The following is a 22,237-nucleotide window of genomic DNA, read 5'->3' as shown; positions in this document are numbered from 1 at the left end:
ACCACCGATTACTCGGTGGTTTTTTCCTACTTCATTATGGCTGTTCTTTAAAATATTCTTCTTCCTGAATAATGATTCTGTCTTTTTTTACATCAACGATCCCATCGTGTTCCCACTTCTTCAACTGTCGACTTACCGTCTCTCTTGAAGCACCAATAATGTTTCCAAGCTCCTGATGAGTCAGTTGAATCACTTGACCTTGAACATCTTTCAAATACGAAAAGGTAGATTTAAGACGGGACTCAACATTAAGTGATAATACTTCGTTTAATTTTTTTTGTAAATAAACAATTTTCCCGTCCATTACTTGAATAATTTTAAAAGCTAAGTCGGGTTTTTCTCTGAAAAAGGCTTCAAATCCTTCAATCGGAATAGCCAATACGACTACTTCTTTTTTGGCTGTAGCTGTACCAGGATAAGGAAACTTTTGAAAAAAACCTGTGTGCGGGAAAATTTCGCCTTCACCTAGAACGTTAATGAGACTTTCATCTCCATTTTCTGTTAACTTACTTATTAATATTGTTCCTTTTCCTAGCACATAAAATGATTTTTTTTCGTCGCCTTCCCAGAATAACCTGTCTTTATCTTTTAAATATTGAACCTTACTCATATTTAACACTGGCATTAACTCTGCTTCTGTTAAACCTTCAAATAAAGGAGAGTCTTGTAAATACTGAATCCACTGATTAATAACTCTTCCTCCTTCCTTTCACACTAATACCTTTCTTGAACTATTCCTTGAACAACTCCTTTTCAACTCCAACAATATGATCTTTCATCGCTTGATACGAAGCATCAGCATCTTGATTTTTGATTAAAGTATATATTTTATAATGTTCGTGATAAAGTTGATCCATTTTCTGTGGATTTGTATAAATGAATAATTGACGAGCCTCTTTCATGGATTCTTTCATTGTATCGGAAACCGTTGTCATGAGACGGTACAACATATCGTTTTGAGTTGCACTAACAATAGCCATGTGAAAATCAATATCCGCTTTTTCTCCTAGTTCACCATCACCTTCAGTGCGCTTCATTTCTGCTAATATACGCTCAAGTTCTGCTAAATCCTTCTCCGAGCGATTTAATGCTGCTAGGAAGGCTGCGCCAGTTTCATTCAATTTCCTCACTTCGAAGAGCTCTTGTAAATCTTGTTTAACTAAAACAGATGGGATCATCTTAATAGTTAAATCCAAGTCTGTTTTCTTAACAAACGTCCCTTCACCTTGACGTATTTCGATGAATCCCATAGCTTTCAAGGCACTTAAAGCTTCTCTAATTGCTGATCGCCCGACATCAAAATCAGCAGCAAGCTGTTGTACAGAAGGTAAGCGATCACCGGCGTTAAACTCACCATTCTTGATCATTTCAGTTAATTGTTCTGCAACGATTTCATATATTTTTTTAGTTCGTACTTGTTTAATCACACCCGTTCTCTCCTTTCTGATCTCTAACCGTCATTTTAGGCTAACGAGTTGTGAAGTTGCTACAATTCATTGTTATGTAATAATTATGGTTGAACCATACCTTCACTTACATAAATTGTACCCATAATCCTAGAAAGTTTCAATAAGAGGTACGACTGGTCTCGTAATAAAAAAACAAACTGGAACGGTGTATTTCCCTTTACTAGCATATATTATTACTAAAGTGATTATGCCAGATAACACTTTATCAATTTAATGCAATAAACCAGTAGATAAATAACTGAATTTCGTGTTAATATTGAATAATTAAAAAACTAAAAGTAGGAGATGACTTATGGTACAAGTACAACAGCCTGTAAAAACAAAAAAAGAGACTTTTACGGTTCTCGTGTCAGATGCGATGGATAAAAGTGGTCTTAAGCCTGTATTAGAAAGTTCATTAGTGAACGTAGTGTTTGAGTCTGTTTTAGAAACTAAAGTTCCTCTAGACGAAGTCGATGCCCTCCTTATTCGCAGTGCAACGACGGTTACAAGAGATTTACTAGAGAAGATGACTCGCCTTAAGATTATTGGCCGAGCGGGTGTTGGTGTTGATAATGTTGATATGGACGCAGCTACTTCGCATGGGGTTGTCGTCATTAACGCTCCGGATGGAAATACCATCTCTACGGCAGAGCATACCTTTGCCATGTTAGCTTCTGTCGTAAGAAATATTCCTCAAGCGAACCAATCCATGAAAGAAGGACGCTGGGATCGAAAAGCTTATCAAGGTGCAGAACTCTTTGGTAAAACACTAGGAATTATAGGGTTTGGAAGGATTGGAGCTGAACTTGCTTCACGAGCACGTGCCTTTCGGATGAATGTTGTAGCCTTTGATCCCTTTTTAACGAAAACACGCGCAGAAAAAAACCACGTTACTCTTGCAGACTTTAATGAGTTATTAGAAAAAAGTGACTTTATTACTGTTCATACTCCTTTAACGAAAGAAACAAAAGGATTATTAAATCGGGAAACCCTTCAAAAAACAAAACAGGGTGTTTACCTTTTAAATTGCGCTCGTGGTGGGATTATTGATGAAGTCGCTTTATATGATTCGATAAAAAGTGGCCATGTGAGAGGTGCAGCGATCGATGTATTTGAAGATGAACCGGCAAAAAACCATCCTTTGACGACATTGGACCAAGTCATTACAACTCCTCATATCGCGGCCTCAACATCAGAAGCTCAAAAAAACGTCGCAGAGCAAGTTGCTATTGAAGTATTAGGTTACTTAGAAGGGAAACCCGCTCCACATGCACTAAACTTACCTTATCTTGAAGGCGAGATGTTCGAGAAATTTTCTCCAGTGACTCAATTAACGAAAACCTTAGGAGAAATGGCATCGCAACTTTTCAGAGAACCTGTGAAACAAATCGAGATCAGCTATGCTGGTGAAATCTCTCATCAAGAAACTGGTTTGTTTAACCGAAGTTACTTAGCTGGCTTCTTCAGACATCGCATCGATGGTTACGTGAATGAAGTTAATGCATCATGGATTGCAAAAGAAAGAGACGTACTAGTAGTTGAGAAGCATGAAAGTGAATCACGAGGCTATTCTAATTTCGTAAAGACAACCATACAAGGTGAAAATAACTCGATTGACATTTACGGAACGTTTAGCCAGGAAATCGGTCCTCGGATTGTGCAAATAAATGGATTCACTTTTGATTTCCAACCAGCTAAACACACATTGTATGTTCAGCACAATGATAGACCAGGGGTTATTGGTAAGGTCGGGCAACTGTTAGGAGCACACGATGTAAACATTGCAACCATGCAGGTCGGAAGAAGACAAGAAGGTGGCAAAGCAATTATGCTTCTTTCCACTGATAAAGAATGTGATCAACATGTTCTTGAAGCCTTTGCTAAAATCGATGAAATTGTTTCTGTATCAAGTATAGAGTTATAACATAAAGACAAGGCTGTAAGAGACTGACTTATCTTCCTTAACACAAGTCAGTCTCTTTCGTTTGTACACGAGTATAGATCCTAATGAAAGATTAGTACTTTAGCCACACTTTAATAGAATTAATAAATTGTAATTCATCACTCATTTGTGATAAAGTTGTACTTATGCACATAGTGAACACAGACATAGAAAGGTTGATTTAACTTATGAAGAGATTTAATCGAAAAGCACTTCTTGCTCTACCGTTATCAGCAGCACTAGTACTTGCTGCATGTGGAGACGATAACAACGAAAATGGAAATTCCAACAATGAAGAAGGGGCAGTCAACCAAGAAAACTCAGTTAACAATGACGATACAGAAACTGACAATAATACTGAAACAGACTCAAATGAGAACATTGCCATGAATGGCGAGCAAGACATGGAAAGTGATCCTGATGAAACAATTGCTACAGTAAATGGCGAAGAAATTGTTATGGCTGACATGCAAGCTCAAATGGCTCAATTTGAACAAATGATTGCTCAGTCAGGCGGAGAAATGGAAGATGAAGAAACAGCGGAAATTCTTATGCAAATGCAACAACAAGTGCTTGATAATTTAATCAACCAAGAAGTTTTGACTCAAAAGGCTGATGAGTTGGACATCAATGTAGATGAAGAAGAAATTGAAGAAGCTGTAGACGCAGAATTGGAACAAATTAAAGCTCAATTTGAAGATGAAGAACAACTTGAAGAAATTCTTGAAGCAGAAAATACTTCGATGGAAGAAATCGAAGAAGATATTCGTGAATTCTATACAGAATCCATGAAAATTGAAGAACTCCTAACTCTAAACCATGTAGACGAAGATGAATTGTCTGTATCAGAAGAAGAAGTTCGTGAAAGATATGATCAAATGGCCATGCAAAACCCTGAAATAGGCGAATTTGAAGATATGGAAGATGAATTAGAAGAAGAAGTGAAAGAACAGAAATACGTGGAACAGCTTCGTGAAGAGGCAGATATTGAAATTCTTATTTAATAAGAATTAACAACGAAGGCACCCCGAAAATGATTCGGGGTGCCTTTGGCTTAATACAGATTTTTTAAAAGGCTTTTGAAGCTTTATTCAATCTCTCATCAACCGATCATTTAAACACATCTTTCCCTCTTTCATATAAAATATCTTCTGTTCCAGCTCTGGCATTCACTGCTCTAGCTGCGGCGAAAAAATAATCAGACAACCGATTTAAGTAGGCTATAGCATGAGGAGGTGTTTCTTCTTGGTCAGTTATTTTTACTACAAGTCGCTCCGCTCTTCTTGCAATGGTCCTGCAAACGTGAAGTTGAGCTGCCCCCTGTTCTCCACCTGGTAAAATGAATGTGTGAATCGGAGGTGCTTCTTCCCAATAATTATCGATTCTTTTCTCTAACACATCAATATATTCTTTTTTGACCGCCCAGTCTTGTTTCTTTGAGACATTGGCTAAATCCCCTCCTAAATCAAACAGTTCATGCTGGATCCTTGTTAGATCTTTCAACATATCTTCATGATTACTCTTGTGTAGGAAGGTCATGGCTAGTCCTATAGAGCTGTTTAATTCATCTACCGTCCCATATGCCTCTACCCTATCATGAGTTTTCTTTACTTTCTTACCAATCAGTTGGGTGTCTCCTTGATCGCCATTCTTTGTGTATATTTTCATTTGAACCTCCTTTTTGAATCAACCGAAAATATTCTTAAGTTTCTCATTTATTATACAAACTTTAGATAATAATATCATCTTATGCTGCTTTGTTTCTAATTGATTTGTTTAACTAAACAATAATTAGTAGAATAATAATAGTAGAAGAAACGGAGGGATAACAATGAGTGTAAATGAACATAAGCATGAAGCACCTGATCAAGTAGCTTGTATGATTCTAACTGTCTCAGACACCCGGACCCTTGAAACCGATAAAAGTGGTCAGTTAATGAAAGATCTACTAGAAGATACAAATTATCGTGTGGTAGAGCATAAAATAGTTCAAGATAGTTTAACTGATATACAACAATGTATACGTTACGCTGATCACTCTAATGAGATTGAAGTTTTACTCATAAATGGTGGCACAGGAATTACCTTTAGAGATACTACATACGAAGCTGTATCGCAAATGCTTGATAAAGAACTTCCTGGTTTTGGTGAACTATTTCGGTATTTAAGTTTCGATAGAGACATTGGTTCTGCAGCAATGTTAAGCAGAGCTGTTGCTGGGGTTCGTGGTTATACAGCTATTTTCTCTACACCTGGATCCAGTGGCGCGGTGAAGCTAGCAATGGAACAGTTGATTGTTCCAGAACTTGCTCACGTAATGCGAGAGATATACAAAGATAAGCCTTAATTCTTAGCATGTTCTAGGTATAAACTTCCTTGCAAATGAAATGTCTGCTAGATTAGATACCTCACTCATCCAGCGAGTTTTTCTCGATGTGCTCCTATTACTATCTCTAAACAAGAACAAAGCAGCACCGTTTATTTGGGCTGCTTTGTTACTTGTGGAACAAGATTTTTCTTTGTTTTTTTATTCTTCTGGAGGCTCTCCATAAGGCAAAAACACTGAAAATGTCGTTCCTTCATTCATTCTGCTATGGGCAGATACTTTCCCACGGTGAGCATCGACAATATTCTTCACAATGGCTAGACCTAGTCCAGTCCCTGCCCTTCCTCTTGTTCTTGCCTTGTCTGCTTTATAGAACCGCTCAAATACAAAAGGCAAATCTTCTTCAGGAATCCCAGCTCCTGTATCTTCTACCTCTAATTTCACGCCATTATGATAAGACGCTAGACGAAGTGTCACAACCCCGCCATCTGGAGTATGTCGGATGGCATTGTCAATCAAGTTTGTTAAAATTTGTTCTACCCGATCTTGATCGGCATAAACAGATTGGCCGACCGAGGCAATATCTCCTATGAGATTCACATCATGTTCTTTAGCAACACCTTGAAACTTACGAACAATCCGATTAGAAAACTCTTCAATTTCCAAAGCTTCTATATTCAATTGAATATGGCCTGCTTCCATTCTTGCTAAATCCAGTAATTCATTTACCAGCCTGCCCATTCGTAAAGATTCGTCGTGGATAATTTGAGCCAGTTCTTTCTTTTCTTCTTCACTGCCTGCAATATCATCAACAATGGCTTCACTATATCCCTGAAGCATAGAAATAGGCGTACGTAATTCATGAGAGACATTTGCAATAAAATCTTTCCGTAACTTATCATGCAGCCTCTCTTCTGTCATATCTCTGAGAACGGCTACAGCCCCCCGAACGTGGTCTTGATCATAAAGGGGGGTCATCAAAATTACCCAACTTCTCCCTTGGACATCTACCTCACCCATTTGCTCTCTTTCTTCTGTAACCACTTGTTCAAAAAGGGATTGAAGCTTTTCAGGTAATTGCCCAGATTCTTCTGCTTCATAACCCTGTTCATAAAGCCATGCACCAATAAATTCATTAGCAGGCGGATTTGTTACCATCACCGAACCGTCTCGGTCAAGTGTGATAACCCCATCGGCCATCGAACTTAAAATTCGTGATAGCTGTTCTTTCTCTTGATTTAAAGCATTCAAGTTTGTATTTAACGCACGAGCCATACGATTAAAGGCAATACCTAACAGACCAATCTCGTCATTTGTTAAGATAGGCACTTTTGTATCAAAGTTACCCTTTGCTACTTCTAACGAAGCTTTTCTCATTTTTCTCAAAGGCGCAGTGATCCGAGTAGTAAGAAAGAAAGCGAATACGGTTGTTAAAATAATCGCAATTCCTGCTGATAAATAAATGATGTTTTTTGTTTGGTTAGATGCTTCTTCAACCACGTCATGGGATTGGTATAGAAATAAAGATCCTTCTTCTCCAGTTGCAAATACAACAGGAAGCCCTGCAATCATAACCTCTTCGCTTATCTGTTCTCCACTAATAGGAAAGGTGTAATTTCCTTGAGTGACGACGGTCTCTCCTGCCTGAATAACTTGAGATAATTGTGGATCTTCATAAAAAACGGATAAAGGAATATCATCTAAGTTCTCATCAGATGTGTACCAATATTCTTCTTCATCTAGAAGAATTAACGCTTTTGTTGAGTAGGTCTCTGAAATCATTCCACTTATAGCTAGTGCCGCCTGATCGTCCGTTTCCTCATCTTCTAACAAAGACACAATCAGGTTGGCATGGTTCAATAATTCGCTCTCAGCATGGTCTGTATGAAACCTCTCGAAATATTGTAACAATAGAACCGTTAGGATAAGCAGTACAACTGAAACGAGGAGGAGAATCGTAAACCATAATTTGCCTACGACACTTCGCCAAAACATCATTATTCTTTCACAGCCTCAAATTTATATCCGACTCCCCAAACAGTAGATATCATATTTGCTGCTTCTGGAGTTACTTTATTCAACTTTTCACGAAGTCGTTTAATATGAGTATCGACCGTCCTAAGGTCTCCAAAAAATTCATAATTCCAAACATCTTTTAACAATTGCTCTCTTGCAAAAACTTTATCGGGAGCTTGAGCAAGATAATGTAGTAACTCATATTCTTTAGGAGTTAAATTAATAAGCTTCCCATCAGCAGTGACCCGATGAGCATCATTATCAATTGTTAAGTATGGAAAGACTAGTACATCTTTCGTTGTCGTTTCAGTCTGCAGAAACTTAGTCGAAGAAGATCTTCTCAGTAACGCTTTTACACGAAGGACCACTTCTCTTGGACTAAATGGTTTAACGATATAGTCATCTGTTCCCGCCTCGAACCCCTGAACTCGGTTCGCTTCTTCCCCTTTAGCAGTAAGCATGATAATTGGCGTGGCTTTGTGTTTGCGAATTTCCTCACAGACTTCAATTCCATCAATACCTGGCATCATAAGGTCTAAAACAATTAAATCGTAATCTTCTTCCAAAGCCATCTTAAGTGCCTTTTCCCCATTTTCAGCGTCATCTACATCATATTTTTCTCTCTCTAAATACATTTTCAATAATCGTCTAATTCTTTCCTCATCATCTACTACTAAAATTTTTGCCTCATCCGACATGGCCTTTTCCCCCTTAAGACTCTTTCAAATTAATAACTTTTGACCTTTCATTTCGCTGTGTTAAAGTTCGATGCTGATATTCCAGAGTGACATCGTTCAATTCTCCATTCATCATAAACTCCTAACAGAGATTTTAATGTAAATACGTTTTTCCACACTTATTGTAACATGTTACTAGAATAGAGTGTATAGTCTTTCACGGTAGGTACTTTTGCAATACAACACATACTGTGAAGAAAGGAATCCTTAGAGGCAGAATGGCTAAAAAAAAGGGAATAGGGTATGCAGCATTAGCTAACATGGCCACTCAACTCAATAACCTAATATATTCCATATCACCATATTGAAAAGGGCTGTCTCTAAGCCGATTATTTATCGACTAAAGAGACAACCCTTTGTCATTATGCGTATGAATGCAATCCAGCTATCACTAAATTAACGAAAATTAAGTTGAACATGATTAGCGCAAACCCAATCACGCAAAGCCAAGCACTTTTTTCTCCGTGCCACCCTTTTGATAAACGTAAATGCAAATAAGCTGCATAAAATAGAAATGTAATGAGTGCCCATACTTCTTTAGGGTCCCATCCCCAAAATCTCGTCCAAGCAATTTGCGCCCAAATCATAGCAAAGATTAATCCACCTAGTGTGAAAACAGGAAATCCTATGGCAATTGCTCTATAACTGATTTCATCTACTGTTTGAGGATTTACATTTTTAAGTAGAGGTTGTATAGCTCCTCCAATAGGTTGGCGGAGTATTAATCTAAGGAGCAAAAACAATACTACTCCCCCTAACACTGCCCAAATGACTGTATTCAAATCAGCGCTTTGAATAATGGCAGGTGCATCAATGACCGGTGACATTCCTTGTTCAGAAATAAGTTCCCCTTCATTAGGTCCAATTAAAGGAGGAAATAAATAAATCATTTCTGCTGGGTTTCCTTGTTCATTCACATATTCAAATGTGGCTTCATAGTTACTCGCACCAAAACCGAATCCCATAGCCACGTAGGCTACTGTGCTCAATAATGTAAAAAGAATGAACTCGACGCCCTTCACTTTCTTGGAGCTTTCTTTGAAGTTAATCACACGAATTAAATACAAGAGTCCTCCAACAAAGCCGATAGCTAAAATTCCTTGGCCTATAACGGTTGTAATAACGTGAATCGTTAACCAATGGGATTGCAAAGCTGGTATTAAAGGTTGTACTTCACCAGGAAACATGGAAGCATAAGCAACAATTAGCATAACAATCGGCATGGTAAATAAGCCAAGATAATTGTTACGGTAAAGGGCGTAAATAATCACAAACCCTATAGAAGTAGCCATGCCCAGAGCAACCGTATATTCAAACATATTACTCACAGGTGCGTAACCTACAGCGATCCACCTAGTAGTGAAATAAGCCAACATAGACAGAACAGCTAGTAAGGCACTGATAAAACCAAACATCCCTGCTTTATTTACTTCGTTTCCTTGTTTATTTTTGAATTTTTTTCCTGTTATGGATACAGCAAAAAAAATCGTGGCCGCAAGATATAAGAAGAAAGCGGCATACATGAAATTACTGCTTAGTTGGATCATTATTTTGACTCACTCCTTCATCTTCCTTTTCAGTTTGGTCTTTAGGTGAAGGAATATGAGTGTTATCTGATATCAACTGAAAATCATTTTTCAGTGCTTGCCAATTTTTATTTGCGTGGCCAGCCAATAACAATGTTCCTTCACGATTTTGGATCCAAATACGTCTGTGGTGCCAATAAGATCCTTGTATTAGTCCTATCATAAAGATAATACCACCTATAGAGATGATCGGAAGCGTATGATCTTTTCGGATTGTTAAACCTGTGACATCAACCATTTCCACATCCAACATCCGAATCGTATGATCATTTTCCCCATTTAGAGCTTCGTTTACTTGAATGCCAATTAAACTAATCTCGCCTGACTCTTCTTCATGATTAACGTCTGGCGGAAACACTTCAAAAATGATCCTCGGATTATCCGGGATTCTATTCAATGTAGAAGGTTCCCGATTATCATCTAAAACAAAATTAGGAAAGTACTCCATGATTTCAATCCTGTAGCCGTTATCAAATTCATACAATTTTTGCGGATCGTTTAAATCAACTTGAAACTGGATCTCATCTGACAGATTTTCATCTGATTCGTTTTCAAGTGTGAATGTAAATTGAGATAATTCATTCAATTTGTAGTCTACTTGGTATAAGGAAAAACCTTCAAAAGTAAGTGGATCATTCACTCTAATATCATAATCTTTTACTTCTTCTAGTTCCGTTTCACTGCCTACTGTTCCTTCATTAGACCTCTTTAACAATGTTGCTGATGTTTGGTATGTTTTTACGACAGGTGAACCGGTTCTTTGTAATGCTTCTCGGTACTTCTCATCTTCCTCATCATATAACTCTATAAGAAATTCATTGTTGCGTAAGAAATATTCTCCATTTGTTCCGCTAATAACTTCTTGCTCCCCTTCACGTACCCAGACATGCGCGTCTAAATACATACCCGGAAAAAACCTTAGCATTCCACCAATAAGAAAAATGATTAACCCAACATGGTTTACATATGGACCCCATCTTGCGAAACGCCCTTTTTCAGCAAGGATATTACCGTTTTCTCTTCTAACATTGTAGCGTTTCTCTTTCAAGATTTCTTCTGCTTTCGCCATCTCACTATCCGGGTCAGTTATTCCAGTAGCTTCCCCAAAAATCCTCTGTCGCTTTAGAAAACCTTCATGGCGAGTAACTCTTTGAGTTTTCAATGCTCTATATAGAGGAACGACTCTGTCCAGACTAGCTATGACTAGTGAGACACCCAAAGAAGCGATTAATAGCATGTACCACCATGAGCTGTATAAGTTGTGAAAGCCAAGTTGATAATAAAGTTTTCCCGCTAAACCATATTCCTGTTCATAATATAGAGTAGGATTTTCACCAGGCGGGATATACATTTCTTGTGGAAATAATGTTCCAAGAGAAGATGTTAAAAGCAACAATACAATGATCCAAATTCCTACTTTAACAGAAGAGAAAAAGTTCCATATCTTATCTATTGGCGTTTGTTTATACGTTTGTGAACGTCTTGCTACACCTTCGTACCGCATATTGGCAACTTTGCCTTTTTCTTCTTTAAGCGGTTTCCCACATGACTCGCATAAATAAGTCCCGTATGGATTCAAATGACCGCATTCACATTTCACTTTCTCCATGTTGAACCCCCACTAACTTCCCGGAATAAGTTCGTTTAACGATTCCAGGACTTGTTCTTCTGATTTAGCCCCTATTTGTCGCTCTATCACTTGTCCGTTCTCATCAATCAGAAATGTAGCCGGTAGACTACTTACTCCATAAGCATTGCTAACAAGCATATTCCGATCAATAAATAAAGGATAGCTTAAACCTTGCCGTTGCTGATGTCTTTCCACTTGAAGAGTGGTCTCGTTCACATTAATCGATACAATCTTGACTCCTTCTTGTTCATACTCTTCATAATACTCTTGTAAATAAGCCATTTTATCTCTGCAGTACGTACAGTACGTTGCCCAAAAATTCACATAAACACCTTCACCTTGCAAATCAGCAAGCTCTAAACGATTGCCTTCCATGTCTTCTAAGACAAAGTTAGGAGCGATATCACCTTGATCTACTAAACCTCTCTCAGTAGAGAAATGGTTATAAAATGTATAGCCAATCGCTGCAAGCATCACTATTAATATAACCGACCGTATGATGAGTCTTCGTTGTTTCATATTGCTCCCCCATTACCCATTCGATTGTCTTTCCTCTCTATATTAACACTACCTAAATAGTGTTAATATATACGATCCATTGAATTTATGAACATTATGTGACAGCTAATTCTCTGAGTTGTTTCACTTCATGTGGTTTTAATTCTCGAAACTCACCAGCATTTAACCCACGTAAATGAAGGAAAGCATATTGCTCTCTCTTAAGCTTTAGTACAGGGTGCCCGATTGCTTCCAACATTCTGCGGACTTGACGGTTTTTTCCTTCATGAATCGTTATTTCGACGATCGATGTATTCTTTTTCTTATCTGATTTTGTTACTTTCACTTGTGCAGGGGCAGTTTTACCATCTTCAAGGGTAATCCCACGTTCAAGTTTCTTTACATTCTCACGTAACGGCATACCTTCAACTTTGGCAATATATGTTTTTTTAATTTTATACTTCGGATGCATCAGTAAATTTGCAAAATCACCGTCATTTGTAAGTAAGAGCAGACCAGAAGTATCATAATCTAACCGACCAATTGGATAAATTCGCTGTTCGGTCGGGATATAATCAGTCACAACTTTTCTATCGAATTCATCGGATACTGCTGAAATAACACTAGCTGGTTTATACAGCAAAAAATAGACAGGTTCTTCCTTGTTAATTGGAACCCCATCTACTACCACTTCATCGTTTGATGGATCTACTTTCGTTCCTAATTCCGTTACTTTACTTCCATTTACATAAACTTTTCCACTCGTAATTAACCCTTCTGCTTTTCTTCTTGATGTTATTCCTGCTTGCGCTATCACTTTTTGTAATCGTTCCATTACTTTCACCTCAGCCTAATCATATCATTATCTGTATTGTCGTCGACACTAAATTGATTTCAAACGTTAATTTTAGCTTTTTTTTCACGAATACACAACTTTTACCCCTTAAAGTATGCTCTTCAAGGGGGATTTCTTATAAAAATACCAGTCTCACGATGATAATAGAAGCAATGATACCGATTACATCCGCAGATAAACCGACTTTCAAAGCATCACCCATTTTTTTAATGCCAATAGCTCCAAAATAAACCGTTAATACATAGAAAGTTGTATCTGTGCTTCCCTGCATCGTGGAAGCTAGCCGACCTATAAAAGAATCTGGTCCGTAAGTAGCGATGAGGTCGCTTGTCATTCCTAATGCTCCAGTACCAGAAAGAGGTCTAATAAGTGCAAGAGGTATTATTTCTACTGGAATATAAAACATTGAAAATAATGGTCTGAATAAATCAATGAAAAATTCCAATGCCCCTGACTCACGAAAAACTTTGATTGATACAAGCATGCCAACTAAATAGGGGATAATGGAAAAGGATATTTGTACACCCTCTTTAGCCCCTTCAGTGAAAGCTTCATAGGTGGGTACTCTTTTCCAAGTAGCGGTTATTAATATGACCATGATAAAAGATGGAATAATCCAGATTGAGATCGTTGATAACCAAGTCAATAGCTACCACGTCCTTTGCTAATCCTCTTATAATAAAAGAAACGATCAATGAGAATTGCACCAATTGTTGAACAAGCTGTCGCAAGAATGGTTGTAATGACTATTTCTGTGGGGGCTATAGAATGATATTCTATCCTCAAAGCAATAACGGTGGTAGGAATGAGAGTAATGCTAGCTGTATTAATTGCAAGTAAAGTGACCATTGAACGACTGGCTTCGTCCTTATCGTTGTTCAACTTTTTTAATTCTTTCATTGCTTTGATCCCCATAGGTGTTGCAGCATTCCCGAGCCCAAACATATTCGCACTCATATTAGACACAATGTAACCAATGGCTGGATGACCTTTAGGTATGTCTGGGAAAAGTTTTGTAATTAATGGTTGCAACCATTGACTCATTTTTTTCAATATGCCTGCTAACTCTGCAATTCGCATCATTCCTAACCAAAACGTTACTACGCTGATCAAACCAATACAAATGACTACTGCTTCCTTTGCCCCGGTGAAGATTGCCTCATTAACAGCTGTCATATTCCCTTGAAAAGCGGCAAATATATAACCGATAAAAAATAAACCGGCCCAAATGAGATTAACCATGGGGGACAATCCCATTCATTTGAAACCATTGATTGATCCACCTTCTATAAAAAGGATCACGAGGTGAATCCTTCTCAATATAGCTTAAAGGAACAACACCAATAATTTCATTGTCTAACTCCAGTTGAATCGTTCCAATAGGATAAGGATACCCTTCTCTCTTCCACCTTTCATGATTGGCAGGTTGAGGTACCACAATTCTTGGCACAAGCTTTTGCTTGTCTTCTTCCGTTATTGGGTATTGAAATGAAAATTCTGCTTTTAACCGATCTTTATAATAGGGATCCTCTACTCTATTCACCTTTCCTTCTTTCACTAATGTCTTTAACTGAAAATGTTCAAATCCCCATTCAAACAAATTCATATGGTCGTACCAATCACTCGGGGCATTAATTGTGACGGCAATTAAATCCATTTCATTTTTTTCTGCCGTTGAAACGAGCGTTCGTTTCGCTCTTTTCGTGTAACCTGTTTTACCTCCGGTGGATGCAGGATAGAGTTGGGTTAATAATCGGTTTTTATTATTAAAGACTCGGATACGATTTTCCTTTGTTTCTGAGCGATAAGTCTCTGTAGCGGAGACTTCTTGATAAACAGGGTTTTTCATTGCATATTGGGTTAGCAAAGCCATATCATAAGCAGTTGAATAATGCTCTTCGTGATCATCTAAACCATGTGGGTTCGAAAAAACAGTTTGACTCATTCCAATTTCTCTAGCTTTTTCGTTCATTAAATAAATAAATCCTTCTAAACTTCCACCAACATGTTCAGCAATTGCTACGGCTGCGTCATTTCCGGAACGGAGCATCAATCCATACACCAAGTCATTTAAAGGGATTTTCTCTCCTTCAGCTAAATAAATGGAGGAACCTTCTGTACCGAAAGCTCTACTGGAAACTGTCACCGTTTCATCTAACTTTCCAGATTCTATCGCTAAGATGGCTGTCATGATCTTTGTAATACTAGCAATTCTCATTTGCGTTCGGGAATTCTTTTCGTACAAAATCCGTCCGCTTTCTTGTTCCATAAGAATAGCGCCTTCAGCTGATACGTTTTGATTAAATTCATTAGCTCCGGATGCGCCTGACAAAGTTAATACTATTACAACGCTCGCTACCACGGTAAATAATTTCTTATACATACCTGTCCTCCGATCATATCAACCCGTGTGTTGGCTTGTCTTGCCTATCTCTTATAAGTCAATTTATGCAGAGATTAATAAAGTATGTCCATCTCGTTTTACGATAAGAAGAATATCTTTCCTCTAGTTGTAAAAACTAACTTTATTCATATAAATTGAAGGGGAAGATAAGATGAACGACTCCATGATTGTGATGGAATTAGCGAAAGTCATTTTAAGGATTTTTACTATTCTTCCTTTACTACTCGTTGTAACTATGTACATGGGTAAAAGAGCAATCGGACAATTACCGTTATTTGATTTTCTAGTCATTATCACACTAGCTTCTGTAACAGGTGCTGATATTGCCGATCCTAACATTCATCATATTCATACGATTGTAGCAATTGTAATGATTGCTATATTACAAAGAATTGTCAGTTACCTCTTAATAAAGAAACGGTGGTTCGGCCATGCGATGACCTTTGAACCTACTGTTGTAATAGAAAATGGGGTATTAATCATCGCTAACCTCGAGAAAATCCGTTATTCTATAGATAACATCCTTCAAATGTTGAGAGAAAAAGACATTTTCGATCTATCTATTGTTAAATTGGCAATTGTAGAAGCTAATGGAAAATTGACAGTTTATAAAAAACCTGAGAATGCTGTTGTCACTCTAGAAGATCTCTATCTTGCTAAGCGCTCTTCTAATTTAGCTTTTCCTGTTATTATTGAGGGCCAGGTCTATCCAAATATATTAAAACATTTGAATTTGTCTATTAACTGGCTTGATGAAGAACTAAAGAAAAAGGGTGTTAGTCAATCAAAAAACGTCTTATTCGCCAGTGTAAATGAGGAAGGCGACCTTCATATATCAATAAATGACATCAAATATAAAGGTCCTCCTTTTTACCATTAATCTTCGCTGAAAATAAACTTGAGAATCTTGCTCCTTTATCAAGTTGATAGGAAAGATCTCGCTCCCCTTCCACGTAGCGTATTTAACATGACTCCCTCACCCTTTTGGTCTGAAAAGAAGAGCAGCTAAAAAGCTGAAAATAATTGCTGATGAGATACCAGCACTAGTGACTTGGAATATGCCTGTTAAAATTCCTATCCAACCGCTTTGACCAGCTTCAGTAACTGCACCATGAACAAGAGCATTTCCAAAGCTAGTAATTGGTACACTTGCTCCTGCCCCTGCAAAATCAATTAAAGGTTCATAAAGACCTAAACCATCCATAATTGCACCTACGACGACTAATGTGCTCATAGTGTGTGCGGGCGTTAATTTAGCGACATCCAAAAGAATTTGTCCTATTACACAAATAATTCCCCCGACGATAAAAGCATGAACAAATATCATTTTACATCCCTCCTTGATGTTCAATAGATACAGCGTGTGCTATGCAAGGGATTGATTCTTTTTGTTGGAAAGTTAGTGGGGATAAAAGTGCACCTGTAGCGACAATCAATACTCTCTTCAATTCACCACTTTGGATACGTTTCAAGATATGTCCATACGTAACTGCCGCAGAGCATCCAGCTCCACTAGCACCAGCTTGAATTGGTTGATCAGGTTTATAAATCAACAAACCAGCATCCTGAAAGATATCCTCTTGAATGGAAATCTTATTTTGCTGAAATAGTTCCAACGCTATCGGCCTGCCGATCTTTGCTAGATCTCCAGTCAAAATTAAATCGTAATGATCAGTTGAAAGATTTCGATCGGTTAAATGCGCTTTTATAGTATCTACAGCTGCTGGCGCCATAGCAGCACCCATGTTAAAAGGGTCTTTTAAACCTTCGTCTATCACTTTTCCAATTGTTGCAGAAGTAACAACAGCGCCTTCACCTTGAGAGGCTACAAGTCCAACGCCTGCTGCAGTCACCGTCCATTGAGCAGTAGGAGGCTTTTGAGACCCATATTCAGTGGGGTATCTAAATGTTTTTTCGATAGCAGCGTTATGACTGCACGATCCAGTTAGAACGTGTTGGGCCCCTTGGCTGTTTACAACGTAGGCTGCCAGTGCAAGAGCTTCCATAGAAGTTGCACAAGCACCGAACAGGCCGAAATAAGGAATAGACAAGGATCTACAAGCAAAACTAGTAGAGGTAATTTGGTTTAATAAATCGCCTGCAAAGATAAACTGAATATCCTCTTGCTTCAAATTGGCTTTGTTTAAAGCTTCCTGACATGCATCTTCTAACAATTTTTTTTGTGCTTGCTCATAACTTTTTTCTCCACACCATAAATCGTCATAAAAGCGGTCAAAATCGTTGGCCAATGCTCCCTGTTTTTCAAAAGGGCCACCGATAACACCTGAGCTAATAATCACTGGACGCTTTTCAAACATCCATGTTCGTTTTCCGACTAGCAATGAATTCTCCTCCTTTATAGCTCAAAGAACGCCATTTTGATTAACACCACGAAGAAAGCCGCAACTACACCGAACACAATGACTGAACCGGCAAGTTTAAACATATTTGATCCTACTCCTAATACATAACCTTCTGTTCGGTGTTCGATTGCTGCTGAAGCCATTGAATTAGCAAAACCAGTGACCGGAACTGCGGAACCTGCTCCTGCTAACTGGCCAAACCTGTCGTATACACCGAACCCAGTAAGTAGAGCTGCTAAAAAGACCAACGTAGCTACTGTAGGGTCCCCAGCAGTCTTTTCTGTGAAATCAAAGTAATGAATATACCCGTTTTGAATAAGTTGTCCAAACGTGCACACTAACCCACCGAAAATAAACGCTTTAACACAGTTTATTCCTACAGGTCTTTTCGTCTCATGTTTACTGGCGACTTGTTGATATGCTTTTTGAGCGGGCGATAACTTGGAATCTTTACCCATAAAAAGACACCTATCCTTTCATGTCTTTGTCGATTTTCTCTAATTCAGTTTTCATTTGCTCCTTAGTCATTCCCTGTTCCTTCAATTTTTCCTTAAGTTCTTTGATTTCTAATTCGATTTTCTTATCAGTAGAGACGTGAATATTCTCTTTCGAAGCTTTTGTTTCAAGGCTTTTTTCAGCTTCTTTACGAATATCTTTTAGAAAGAAACGATCAAAGCCAGTCACTGATAAATGAATATACACATCCTTATCCAATGACACCGCTGTAGCCTCTTCTACTTGCTCCAAGCTCTCTACTGTCTTCTCTGCTTGGACAGCCTCTTGTTGAGAAATGACCTCTTTCTTCATGCTTTGCCCTTGAGGAGAGCTTTGGTCAGACGTTTGACATGCAGTAAGAATGACAAAACACATGGCCAAGAGCATAATTCTTATCAACACTGCGTTCATCCTCTCTAACTTTGTACAGTTAGTATCTTAAAAGGTAAGATTTTTTATGTTGGGAAAATAAGGTGACTTTCAGCTTATAAAAGATGCTGGCATATTAGAAATCTAATCTAGCAAGAACTTGTGTCATTTATAGGTCATCTTTGATACGATACTTGTGTGAATGGAGGGTTTACCAATGCTTTTATCGATTTCTATCATGCTGTTCGCCATATTTCTTGTACAGATCATCACCCTATTTTTCATCATGAAGATGATACCTAAACACAAAAATGTAAAAAATACCCGAAAATTACATACTGAATCTGACTATACAGAAAAAGATTGGCACGAAGAAATATCACGAACGATTGAATTGCAATTATTGAAAATAAGGAATGCGGTTCAAAAACAAACTTACAGTATTCATAAAAAAGAGATTGAATTAACCCCCAATTTTCTTCTATTCGATGACGAAATATTGGCATCTATATATATTGAGGATCAACTAATCATAATAAATAAATATTTACAGACTTATAACGATTATTTACTTCGCTTTTGGTATACAAAAGAAGGTACATTAAAAACGGTTTTTTCAGGTTCAATAAATAATCCAAATACAGAAGTAGGTCAACTTGTAGCTGTATCAAACGAAATTTGCTCTCAAATGGATCAATGGCTAACTGAATTATTAAAAGCCTCATAATATTGAATGCTTAGAGAACCCTACTTAATAAACAAGTTTTCAGAAGGCAGGGTTAGATCATTGAATACAACCTTTTCATCTTTAACAATCGAATTATTAATAGGATTTATAGCTCTACTTGTGTTAACAAAAGTTTTGGGCAAGACTCAAATCACCCAATTAACACCTTTTGATTTTATTTCAGCTCTTGTATTGGGGGAGTTAGTTGGAAATGCGATCTACGATAAAGAAATTGGCATAAATTATGTTCTTTATGCGGTTTTGTTATGGGGAATCTTGATTGTGGGGATTGAAAAAGTTACTCAAAAATGGAAGGGTACGCGTAGTTTGTTAGAAGGGAAACCTTCTATCGTAATCAGAAAGGGAATCATCGATCGTGAGCAGTTGAAAAAAAATAATTTAGATCTCCACCAGTTGCAAAATTTATTAAGAAACAGGGACGTATTCTCTTTTAAAGAAGTAGAATATGCTATTCTTGAAGCGAATGGAACAGTAAATGTACTGAAGAAGAGCCCTTATCAAAGCATCACTAAAGATGACCTGTCTAAAACTCCTACTAATGTGATATTACCTATGACCATCATTAGCGATGGTGAATGGATTCTAGACAACGTAGATCAGACAGCATATTCTAAGGAATATTTCGAATTTCTTCTCGATCAACAAGGATTAAACGTGCAACACGTCATTATAGGTGAGTGGACGAAAGATACTCCTCTCTACTTACAACTAAACCGCAGTCCATTCATTAAAGAGATTCAAATACTTTAATCTTCACCTGTTATTAATGAGTCTTCCTCATTACCTGATCAAGGAACAAGTTCTTATTTTAATGCAGACTTAAAAACACTAAAAAACAGGCTGTCACCCATATCGTGGCGCAGCCTGCATGAATCTAAACTATTTGCTTTCTCTTTGCTTCACTTTTGTACGATAGTCTGTTTCATAATACTCTAATTCCTCTCGCACCTCTTGAAGAGGACCCTCAATCACTTTTACGATTTCTTTTATTTTCTGAGGAACTTCCGTTCGAAAACGAATCGCATTTTTACCAGTGTAAGCAGCACGACTATCTTCATACCATATATCAAAGTGCGGTTGGAAAAACTCTTCCACGCATTGATGAAAAATCCAGTAAAGTGTTTTCTCTGCAGCACTTTTCCGGAAGTTTTCGCTGCGAAGCAGTAAATTGCCGGATTCCCGTCCTTCATCAAAGAAGACAAGAAGTCGACGAAACTGATCAAGAATTAATTGAAAATCTTCTTCTGAGGTCTCACTTCCTTCTGCTATTAAATTAGTTAATGTTGCTTCATTTAAGAAGCTTCTCAATTCTTCTGCAGCTTGTTCCATATTATCCATCGTAAATTGAAGTTGTCGTTTTACTAAATCATTTCCCATTAGGTTGTTTCTCTCCTTCTTGAATTAAAGTCGGTTGATTAGCCATTTGCTCTTGGAATTTCTCGAAAAACAAGTCAACTTCTTCTTCCCCTTCATCTTCAGACACTTGATCAGGTAAGGGAGGAAGTTCTTTCGTTGAACGCAAACCAAACTGCTCTAAAAAGAGCTTTGTTGTTCCATATAATATCGCTCTGCCAGTACCTTCTGCCCGTCCAACTTCTTTAATAAATCCTTTGCCATTCAAAGTCCTTATCGGCCGTTCGGATTTCACGCCGCGGATATCTTCCACGTCTACCCGTGAAATGGGTTGTTTGTAAGCGATGATCGCAAGAGCTTCCAAAGCAGCTTGTGAAAGTGTGGCTGATGTAGGAGACTGCACAAGCTTTTTGAAATAAGGTGCATGTTCCTGCTTCGTAGTCAGTTGGTATCCATCTGCTACTTCCACTAACTGTAATCCACGGTGATCAGACTGATACATCTCTTTCATTTCATGGAGATAAAACTTAAGAGATTTACGATCTATTTGCAGAACGTCCATCAGCTGACTTTCGTCTATACCTTCTTCGCCAGAAACGAATAAAAGTCCTTCAATAATTGCCTTGATTTCATGACTTTTCAATCGCATGGACCTCCTTTTTATAAATAAATATATCTTCAAAGTTTGATTCTTGCTCACATCGAATCGTGTTCGATTTCATTAATTCTAAAATCGCTAGAAAGCTCACGACAATATGTTCGTCATTATCTTCTTCAAATAATTCTGAGAACCTGCTTTTACCTCCAAGATGATGCAGTTTCAACACAATCTGAGACATCTTTTGTTCTATTGGAATTTCTTGACGATGAATCTTAGAATATACGGGCTCTTTTCTTTTCTTTCTTTTCTTCATGTTTTGAAAAGCTTGCAGCATATCGTATATAGAGACGTCCACTTTCGATTGACTTGTTTCTTCTTCAGAATCAGCTAATAAAGGAGTAAGATCTGTCATTGGTTTTGAAAAAAGGTCACTGCGGGCTAATTCTCTGTCTTTTAATTCGTCAGCCGCTTCTTTGTATTTCTTGTACTCAATTAATTTTTGCATAAGGTCTTCACGAGGATCTTCTTCATCTATAAACTCTTCCTCATCCCAGACTTCCTCTTCTACTGGAAGTAGCAGCAAACTTTTCATATGTAATAACGTAGATGCCATGACTAAATATTCACTTGCCACATCTAAATGAACGACTTGCATAGCATGAATGTATGTCATATATTGCTCCGTAATCTCTTTTACAGGGATATCATAAAGATCTAAATCATTTTTTTGAATAAGATGAAGTAATAAATCTAAAGGACCCTCAAAGGAATGAAGCTTTACATTGTATTGCATGAATTCACCATTCCCTTTCTTTCATGAATGAATTATACCATATTCTTTTTCCATCATTCGGCTATGTCT

General features: G+C 37.7%; 25 protein-coding genes. 6 read left to right on the top strand and 19 right to left on the bottom strand.

From position 1 onward, the window contains the following. Positions 1-34 precede the first annotated feature (34 nt). Positions 35-610, bottom strand: a complete 576-nt coding sequence (locus CR194_RS02770; protein WP_233254204.1) for a Crp/Fnr family transcriptional regulator — start codon at positions 608-610, stop codon at positions 35-37. A 121-nt stretch (positions 611-731) separates the two neighbouring features. Next, complete coding sequence (locus CR194_RS02765; protein ID WP_233254203.1) at positions 732-1,427, bottom strand: FadR/GntR family transcriptional regulator; 696 nt, start codon at positions 1,425-1,427, stop codon at positions 732-734. 334 nt (positions 1,428-1,761) lie between these two features. Here CR194_RS02765 and serA point away from each other — a divergent pair, with 334 nt between their 5' ends. Continuing rightward, positions 1,762-3,375 (top strand): phosphoglycerate dehydrogenase, encoded by a 1,614-nt coding sequence (gene serA, locus CR194_RS02760; protein WP_110608103.1) that lies wholly within the window; start codon positions 1,762-1,764, stop codon positions 3,373-3,375. A gap of 206 nt (positions 3,376-3,581) precedes the next feature. Continuing rightward, a complete protein-coding gene (locus CR194_RS02755) occupies positions 3,582-4,397 on the top strand; it encodes a SurA N-terminal domain-containing protein (protein WP_110608102.1) in 816 nt (271 codons plus the stop codon). A 106-nt stretch (positions 4,398-4,503) separates the two neighbouring features. Here CR194_RS02755 and CR194_RS02750 read toward each other — a convergent pair whose 3' ends face one another. Beyond that, positions 4,504-5,061, bottom strand: a complete 558-nt coding sequence (locus CR194_RS02750; protein WP_110608101.1) for a cob(I)yrinic acid a,c-diamide adenosyltransferase — start codon at positions 5,059-5,061, stop codon at positions 4,504-4,506. 163 nt (positions 5,062-5,224) lie between these two features. Between CR194_RS02750 and CR194_RS02745 the strand changes: the two genes are divergently transcribed. Then, entirely contained in the window at positions 5,225-5,740 is a 516-nt protein-coding gene (locus CR194_RS02745) for a MogA/MoaB family molybdenum cofactor biosynthesis protein (RefSeq protein WP_110608100.1), read from the top strand. 180 nt (positions 5,741-5,920) lie between these two features. Here the strand turns inward: CR194_RS02745 and CR194_RS02740 are convergent, their stop codons facing one another. From CR194_RS02740 to CR194_RS02700, 9 genes are all read right to left on the bottom strand, one after another. Further along, on the bottom strand, positions 5,921-7,717 hold the full coding sequence (locus CR194_RS02740; protein ID WP_110608099.1) for an ATP-binding protein: 1,797 nt from the start codon (positions 7,715-7,717) through the stop codon (positions 5,921-5,923). Continuing rightward, on the bottom strand, positions 7,717-8,433 hold the full coding sequence (locus CR194_RS02735; protein ID WP_110608098.1) for a response regulator transcription factor: 717 nt from the start codon (positions 8,431-8,433) through the stop codon (positions 7,717-7,719). The genes CR194_RS02740 and CR194_RS02735 overlap by 1 nt, the downstream gene beginning before the upstream one ends. 401 nt (positions 8,434-8,834) lie before the next feature. Further along, entirely contained in the window at positions 8,835-10,019 is a 1,185-nt protein-coding gene (ccsB, locus tag CR194_RS02730; RefSeq protein ID WP_110608097.1) for a c-type cytochrome biogenesis protein CcsB, read from the bottom strand. Beyond that, positions 10,000-11,667 carry a cytochrome c biogenesis protein ResB gene (gene resB, locus CR194_RS02725; RefSeq protein ID WP_110608096.1) on the bottom strand — a complete coding sequence of 556 codons (1,668 nt, stop codon included), beginning with the start codon at positions 11,665-11,667 and terminating at the stop codon, positions 10,000-10,002. The genes ccsB and resB overlap by 20 nt, the downstream gene beginning before the upstream one ends. A gap of 12 nt (positions 11,668-11,679) precedes the next feature. After that, entirely contained in the window at positions 11,680-12,207 is a 528-nt protein-coding gene (gene resA, locus CR194_RS02720) for a thiol-disulfide oxidoreductase ResA (RefSeq protein WP_110608095.1), read from the bottom strand. Between the two features lie 94 nt (positions 12,208-12,301). Next, a complete protein-coding gene (locus CR194_RS02715) occupies positions 12,302-13,021 on the bottom strand; it encodes a pseudouridine synthase (protein ID WP_110608094.1) in 720 nt (239 codons plus the stop codon). Positions 13,022-13,157: 136 nt separating this feature from the next. Further along, positions 13,158-13,688: a spore maturation protein gene (locus CR194_RS02710; protein ID WP_110608093.1), complete on the bottom strand. Its 531-nt coding sequence runs from the start codon at positions 13,686-13,688 to the stop codon at positions 13,158-13,160. After that, the gene (locus CR194_RS02705) at positions 13,685-14,284 is read right to left on the bottom strand and encodes a nucleoside recognition domain-containing protein (RefSeq protein WP_110608092.1); all 600 of its coding nucleotides are present in this window, start codon (positions 14,282-14,284) and stop codon (positions 13,685-13,687) included. Before CR194_RS02705 ends, CR194_RS02710 begins: the two co-directional genes overlap by 4 nt. Continuing rightward, on the bottom strand, positions 14,277-15,425 hold the full coding sequence (locus CR194_RS02700) for a D-alanyl-D-alanine carboxypeptidase family protein (protein WP_110608091.1): 1,149 nt from the start codon (positions 15,423-15,425) through the stop codon (positions 14,277-14,279). The genes CR194_RS02705 and CR194_RS02700 overlap by 8 nt, the downstream gene beginning before the upstream one ends. Before the next feature lie 172 nt (positions 15,426-15,597). On the opposite strand from CR194_RS02700, the gene CR194_RS02695 reads away from it, so the two are divergent. Then, entirely contained in the window at positions 15,598-16,326 is a 729-nt protein-coding gene (locus CR194_RS02695) for a DUF421 domain-containing protein (RefSeq protein WP_408640718.1), read from the top strand. A gap of 96 nt (positions 16,327-16,422) precedes the next feature. On the opposite strand, the gene spoVAE is transcribed toward CR194_RS02695, so the two are convergent. Genes spoVAE through CR194_RS02675 form a run of 4 tightly spaced genes read right to left on the bottom strand, consistent with a single transcriptional unit; the run spans position 16,423 to position 18,706 of the window. Further along, complete coding sequence (spoVAE, locus tag CR194_RS02690) at positions 16,423-16,773, bottom strand: stage V sporulation protein AE (RefSeq protein ID WP_110608090.1); 351 nt, start codon at positions 16,771-16,773, stop codon at positions 16,423-16,425. A 1-nt stretch (position 16,774) separates the two neighbouring features. Further along, complete coding sequence (spoVAD, locus tag CR194_RS02685) at positions 16,775-17,788, bottom strand: stage V sporulation protein AD (RefSeq protein ID WP_110608089.1); 1,014 nt, start codon at positions 17,786-17,788, stop codon at positions 16,775-16,777. Positions 17,789-17,802: 14 nt separating this feature from the next. After that, entirely contained in the window at positions 17,803-18,267 is a 465-nt protein-coding gene (gene spoVAC / locus CR194_RS02680; protein ID WP_110608088.1) for a stage V sporulation protein AC, read from the bottom strand. 10 nt (positions 18,268-18,277) lie between these two features. After that, entirely contained in the window at positions 18,278-18,706 is a 429-nt protein-coding gene (locus CR194_RS02675) for a YhcN/YlaJ family sporulation lipoprotein (RefSeq protein WP_110608087.1), read from the bottom strand. Between the two features lie 184 nt (positions 18,707-18,890). Here CR194_RS02675 and CR194_RS02670 point away from each other — a divergent pair, with 184 nt between their 5' ends. Beyond that, positions 18,891-19,400 (top strand): hypothetical protein, encoded by a 510-nt coding sequence (locus tag CR194_RS02670; RefSeq protein WP_110608086.1) that lies wholly within the window; start codon positions 18,891-18,893, stop codon positions 19,398-19,400. Positions 19,401-19,460: 60 nt separating this feature from the next. Next, positions 19,461-20,171 carry a DUF421 domain-containing protein gene (locus tag CR194_RS02665; RefSeq protein ID WP_233254202.1) on the top strand — a complete coding sequence of 237 codons (711 nt, stop codon included), beginning with the start codon at positions 19,461-19,463 and terminating at the stop codon, positions 20,169-20,171. 129 nt (positions 20,172-20,300) lie between these two features. Here the strand turns inward: CR194_RS02665 and CR194_RS02660 are convergent, their stop codons facing one another. From CR194_RS02660 to CR194_RS02650, 3 genes are read right to left on the bottom strand one after another with little or no spacing between them, the layout of a single operon-like run. Beyond that, a complete protein-coding gene (locus CR194_RS02660) occupies positions 20,301-20,798 on the bottom strand; it encodes a DUF3907 family protein (protein WP_110608084.1) in 498 nt (165 codons plus the stop codon). Then, positions 20,788-21,417, bottom strand: a complete 630-nt coding sequence (gene scpB / locus CR194_RS02655; RefSeq protein ID WP_110608083.1) for an SMC-Scp complex subunit ScpB — start codon at positions 21,415-21,417, stop codon at positions 20,788-20,790. The genes CR194_RS02660 and scpB overlap by 11 nt, the downstream gene beginning before the upstream one ends. After that, complete coding sequence (locus CR194_RS02650; protein ID WP_110608082.1) at positions 21,404-22,168, bottom strand: segregation/condensation protein A; 765 nt, start codon at positions 22,166-22,168, stop codon at positions 21,404-21,406. Before CR194_RS02650 ends, scpB begins: the two co-directional genes overlap by 14 nt. Between the last annotated feature and the right edge of the window lie 69 nt (positions 22,169-22,237).

Origin of the sequence: Salipaludibacillus keqinensis (assembly GCF_003226325.1) — a bacterium.
GTDB lineage: Bacteria > Bacillota > Bacilli > Bacillales > Salisediminibacteriaceae > Salipaludibacillus > Salipaludibacillus keqinensis.
Note: the sequence above shows the minus strand (reverse complement) of the source record. Positions and strands in the feature narration are given on the sequence as shown.

Excerpts from the sequence above, each read along its gene's own strand:
- CR194_RS02770 (WP_233254204.1), bottom strand. The coding sequence starts at position 610 with ATGAGTAAGGTTCAATATTTAAAAGATAAAGACAGGTTATTCTGGGAA.
- serA (WP_110608103.1), top strand. The coding sequence starts at position 1,762 with ATGGTACAAGTACAACAGCCTGTAAAAACAAAAAAAGAGACTTTTACG.
- CR194_RS02755 (WP_110608102.1), top strand. The coding sequence starts at position 3,582 with ATGAAGAGATTTAATCGAAAAGCACTTCTTGCTCTACCGTTATCAGCA.
- CR194_RS02750 (WP_110608101.1), bottom strand. The coding sequence starts at position 5,061 with ATGAAAATATACACAAAGAATGGCGATCAAGGAGACACCCAACTGATT.
- CR194_RS02745 (WP_110608100.1), top strand. The coding sequence starts at position 5,225 with ATGAGTGTAAATGAACATAAGCATGAAGCACCTGATCAAGTAGCTTGT.
- CR194_RS02740 (WP_110608099.1), bottom strand. The coding sequence starts at position 7,717 with ATGATGTTTTGGCGAAGTGTCGTAGGCAAATTATGGTTTACGATTCTC.
- CR194_RS02735 (WP_110608098.1), bottom strand. The coding sequence starts at position 8,433 with ATGTCGGATGAGGCAAAAATTTTAGTAGTAGATGATGAGGAAAGAATT.
- ccsB (WP_110608097.1), bottom strand. The coding sequence starts at position 10,019 with ATGATCCAACTAAGCAGTAATTTCATGTATGCCGCTTTCTTCTTATAT.
- resB (WP_110608096.1), bottom strand. The coding sequence starts at position 11,667 with ATGGAGAAAGTGAAATGTGAATGCGGTCATTTGAATCCATACGGGACT.
- resA (WP_110608095.1), bottom strand. The coding sequence starts at position 12,207 with ATGAAACAACGAAGACTCATCATACGGTCGGTTATATTAATAGTGATG.
- CR194_RS02715 (WP_110608094.1), bottom strand. The coding sequence starts at position 13,021 with ATGGAACGATTACAAAAAGTGATAGCGCAAGCAGGAATAACATCAAGA.
- CR194_RS02705 (WP_110608092.1), bottom strand. The coding sequence starts at position 14,284 with ATGGTTAATCTCATTTGGGCCGGTTTATTTTTTATCGGTTATATATTT.
- CR194_RS02700 (WP_110608091.1), bottom strand. The coding sequence starts at position 15,425 with ATGTATAAGAAATTATTTACCGTGGTAGCGAGCGTTGTAATAGTATTA.
- CR194_RS02695 (WP_408640718.1), top strand. The coding sequence starts at position 15,598 with ATGAACGACTCCATGATTGTGATGGAATTAGCGAAAGTCATTTTAAGG.
- spoVAE (WP_110608090.1), bottom strand. The coding sequence starts at position 16,773 with ATGATATTTGTTCATGCTTTTATCGTCGGGGGAATTATTTGTGTAATA.
- spoVAC (WP_110608088.1), bottom strand. The coding sequence starts at position 18,267 with ATGGGTAAAGATTCCAAGTTATCGCCCGCTCAAAAAGCATATCAACAA.
- CR194_RS02670 (WP_110608086.1), top strand. The coding sequence starts at position 18,891 with ATGCTTTTATCGATTTCTATCATGCTGTTCGCCATATTTCTTGTACAG.
- CR194_RS02660 (WP_110608084.1), bottom strand. The coding sequence starts at position 20,798 with ATGGGAAATGATTTAGTAAAACGACAACTTCAATTTACGATGGATAAT.
- CR194_RS02650 (WP_110608082.1), bottom strand. The coding sequence starts at position 22,168 with ATGCAATACAATGTAAAGCTTCATTCCTTTGAGGGTCCTTTAGATTTA.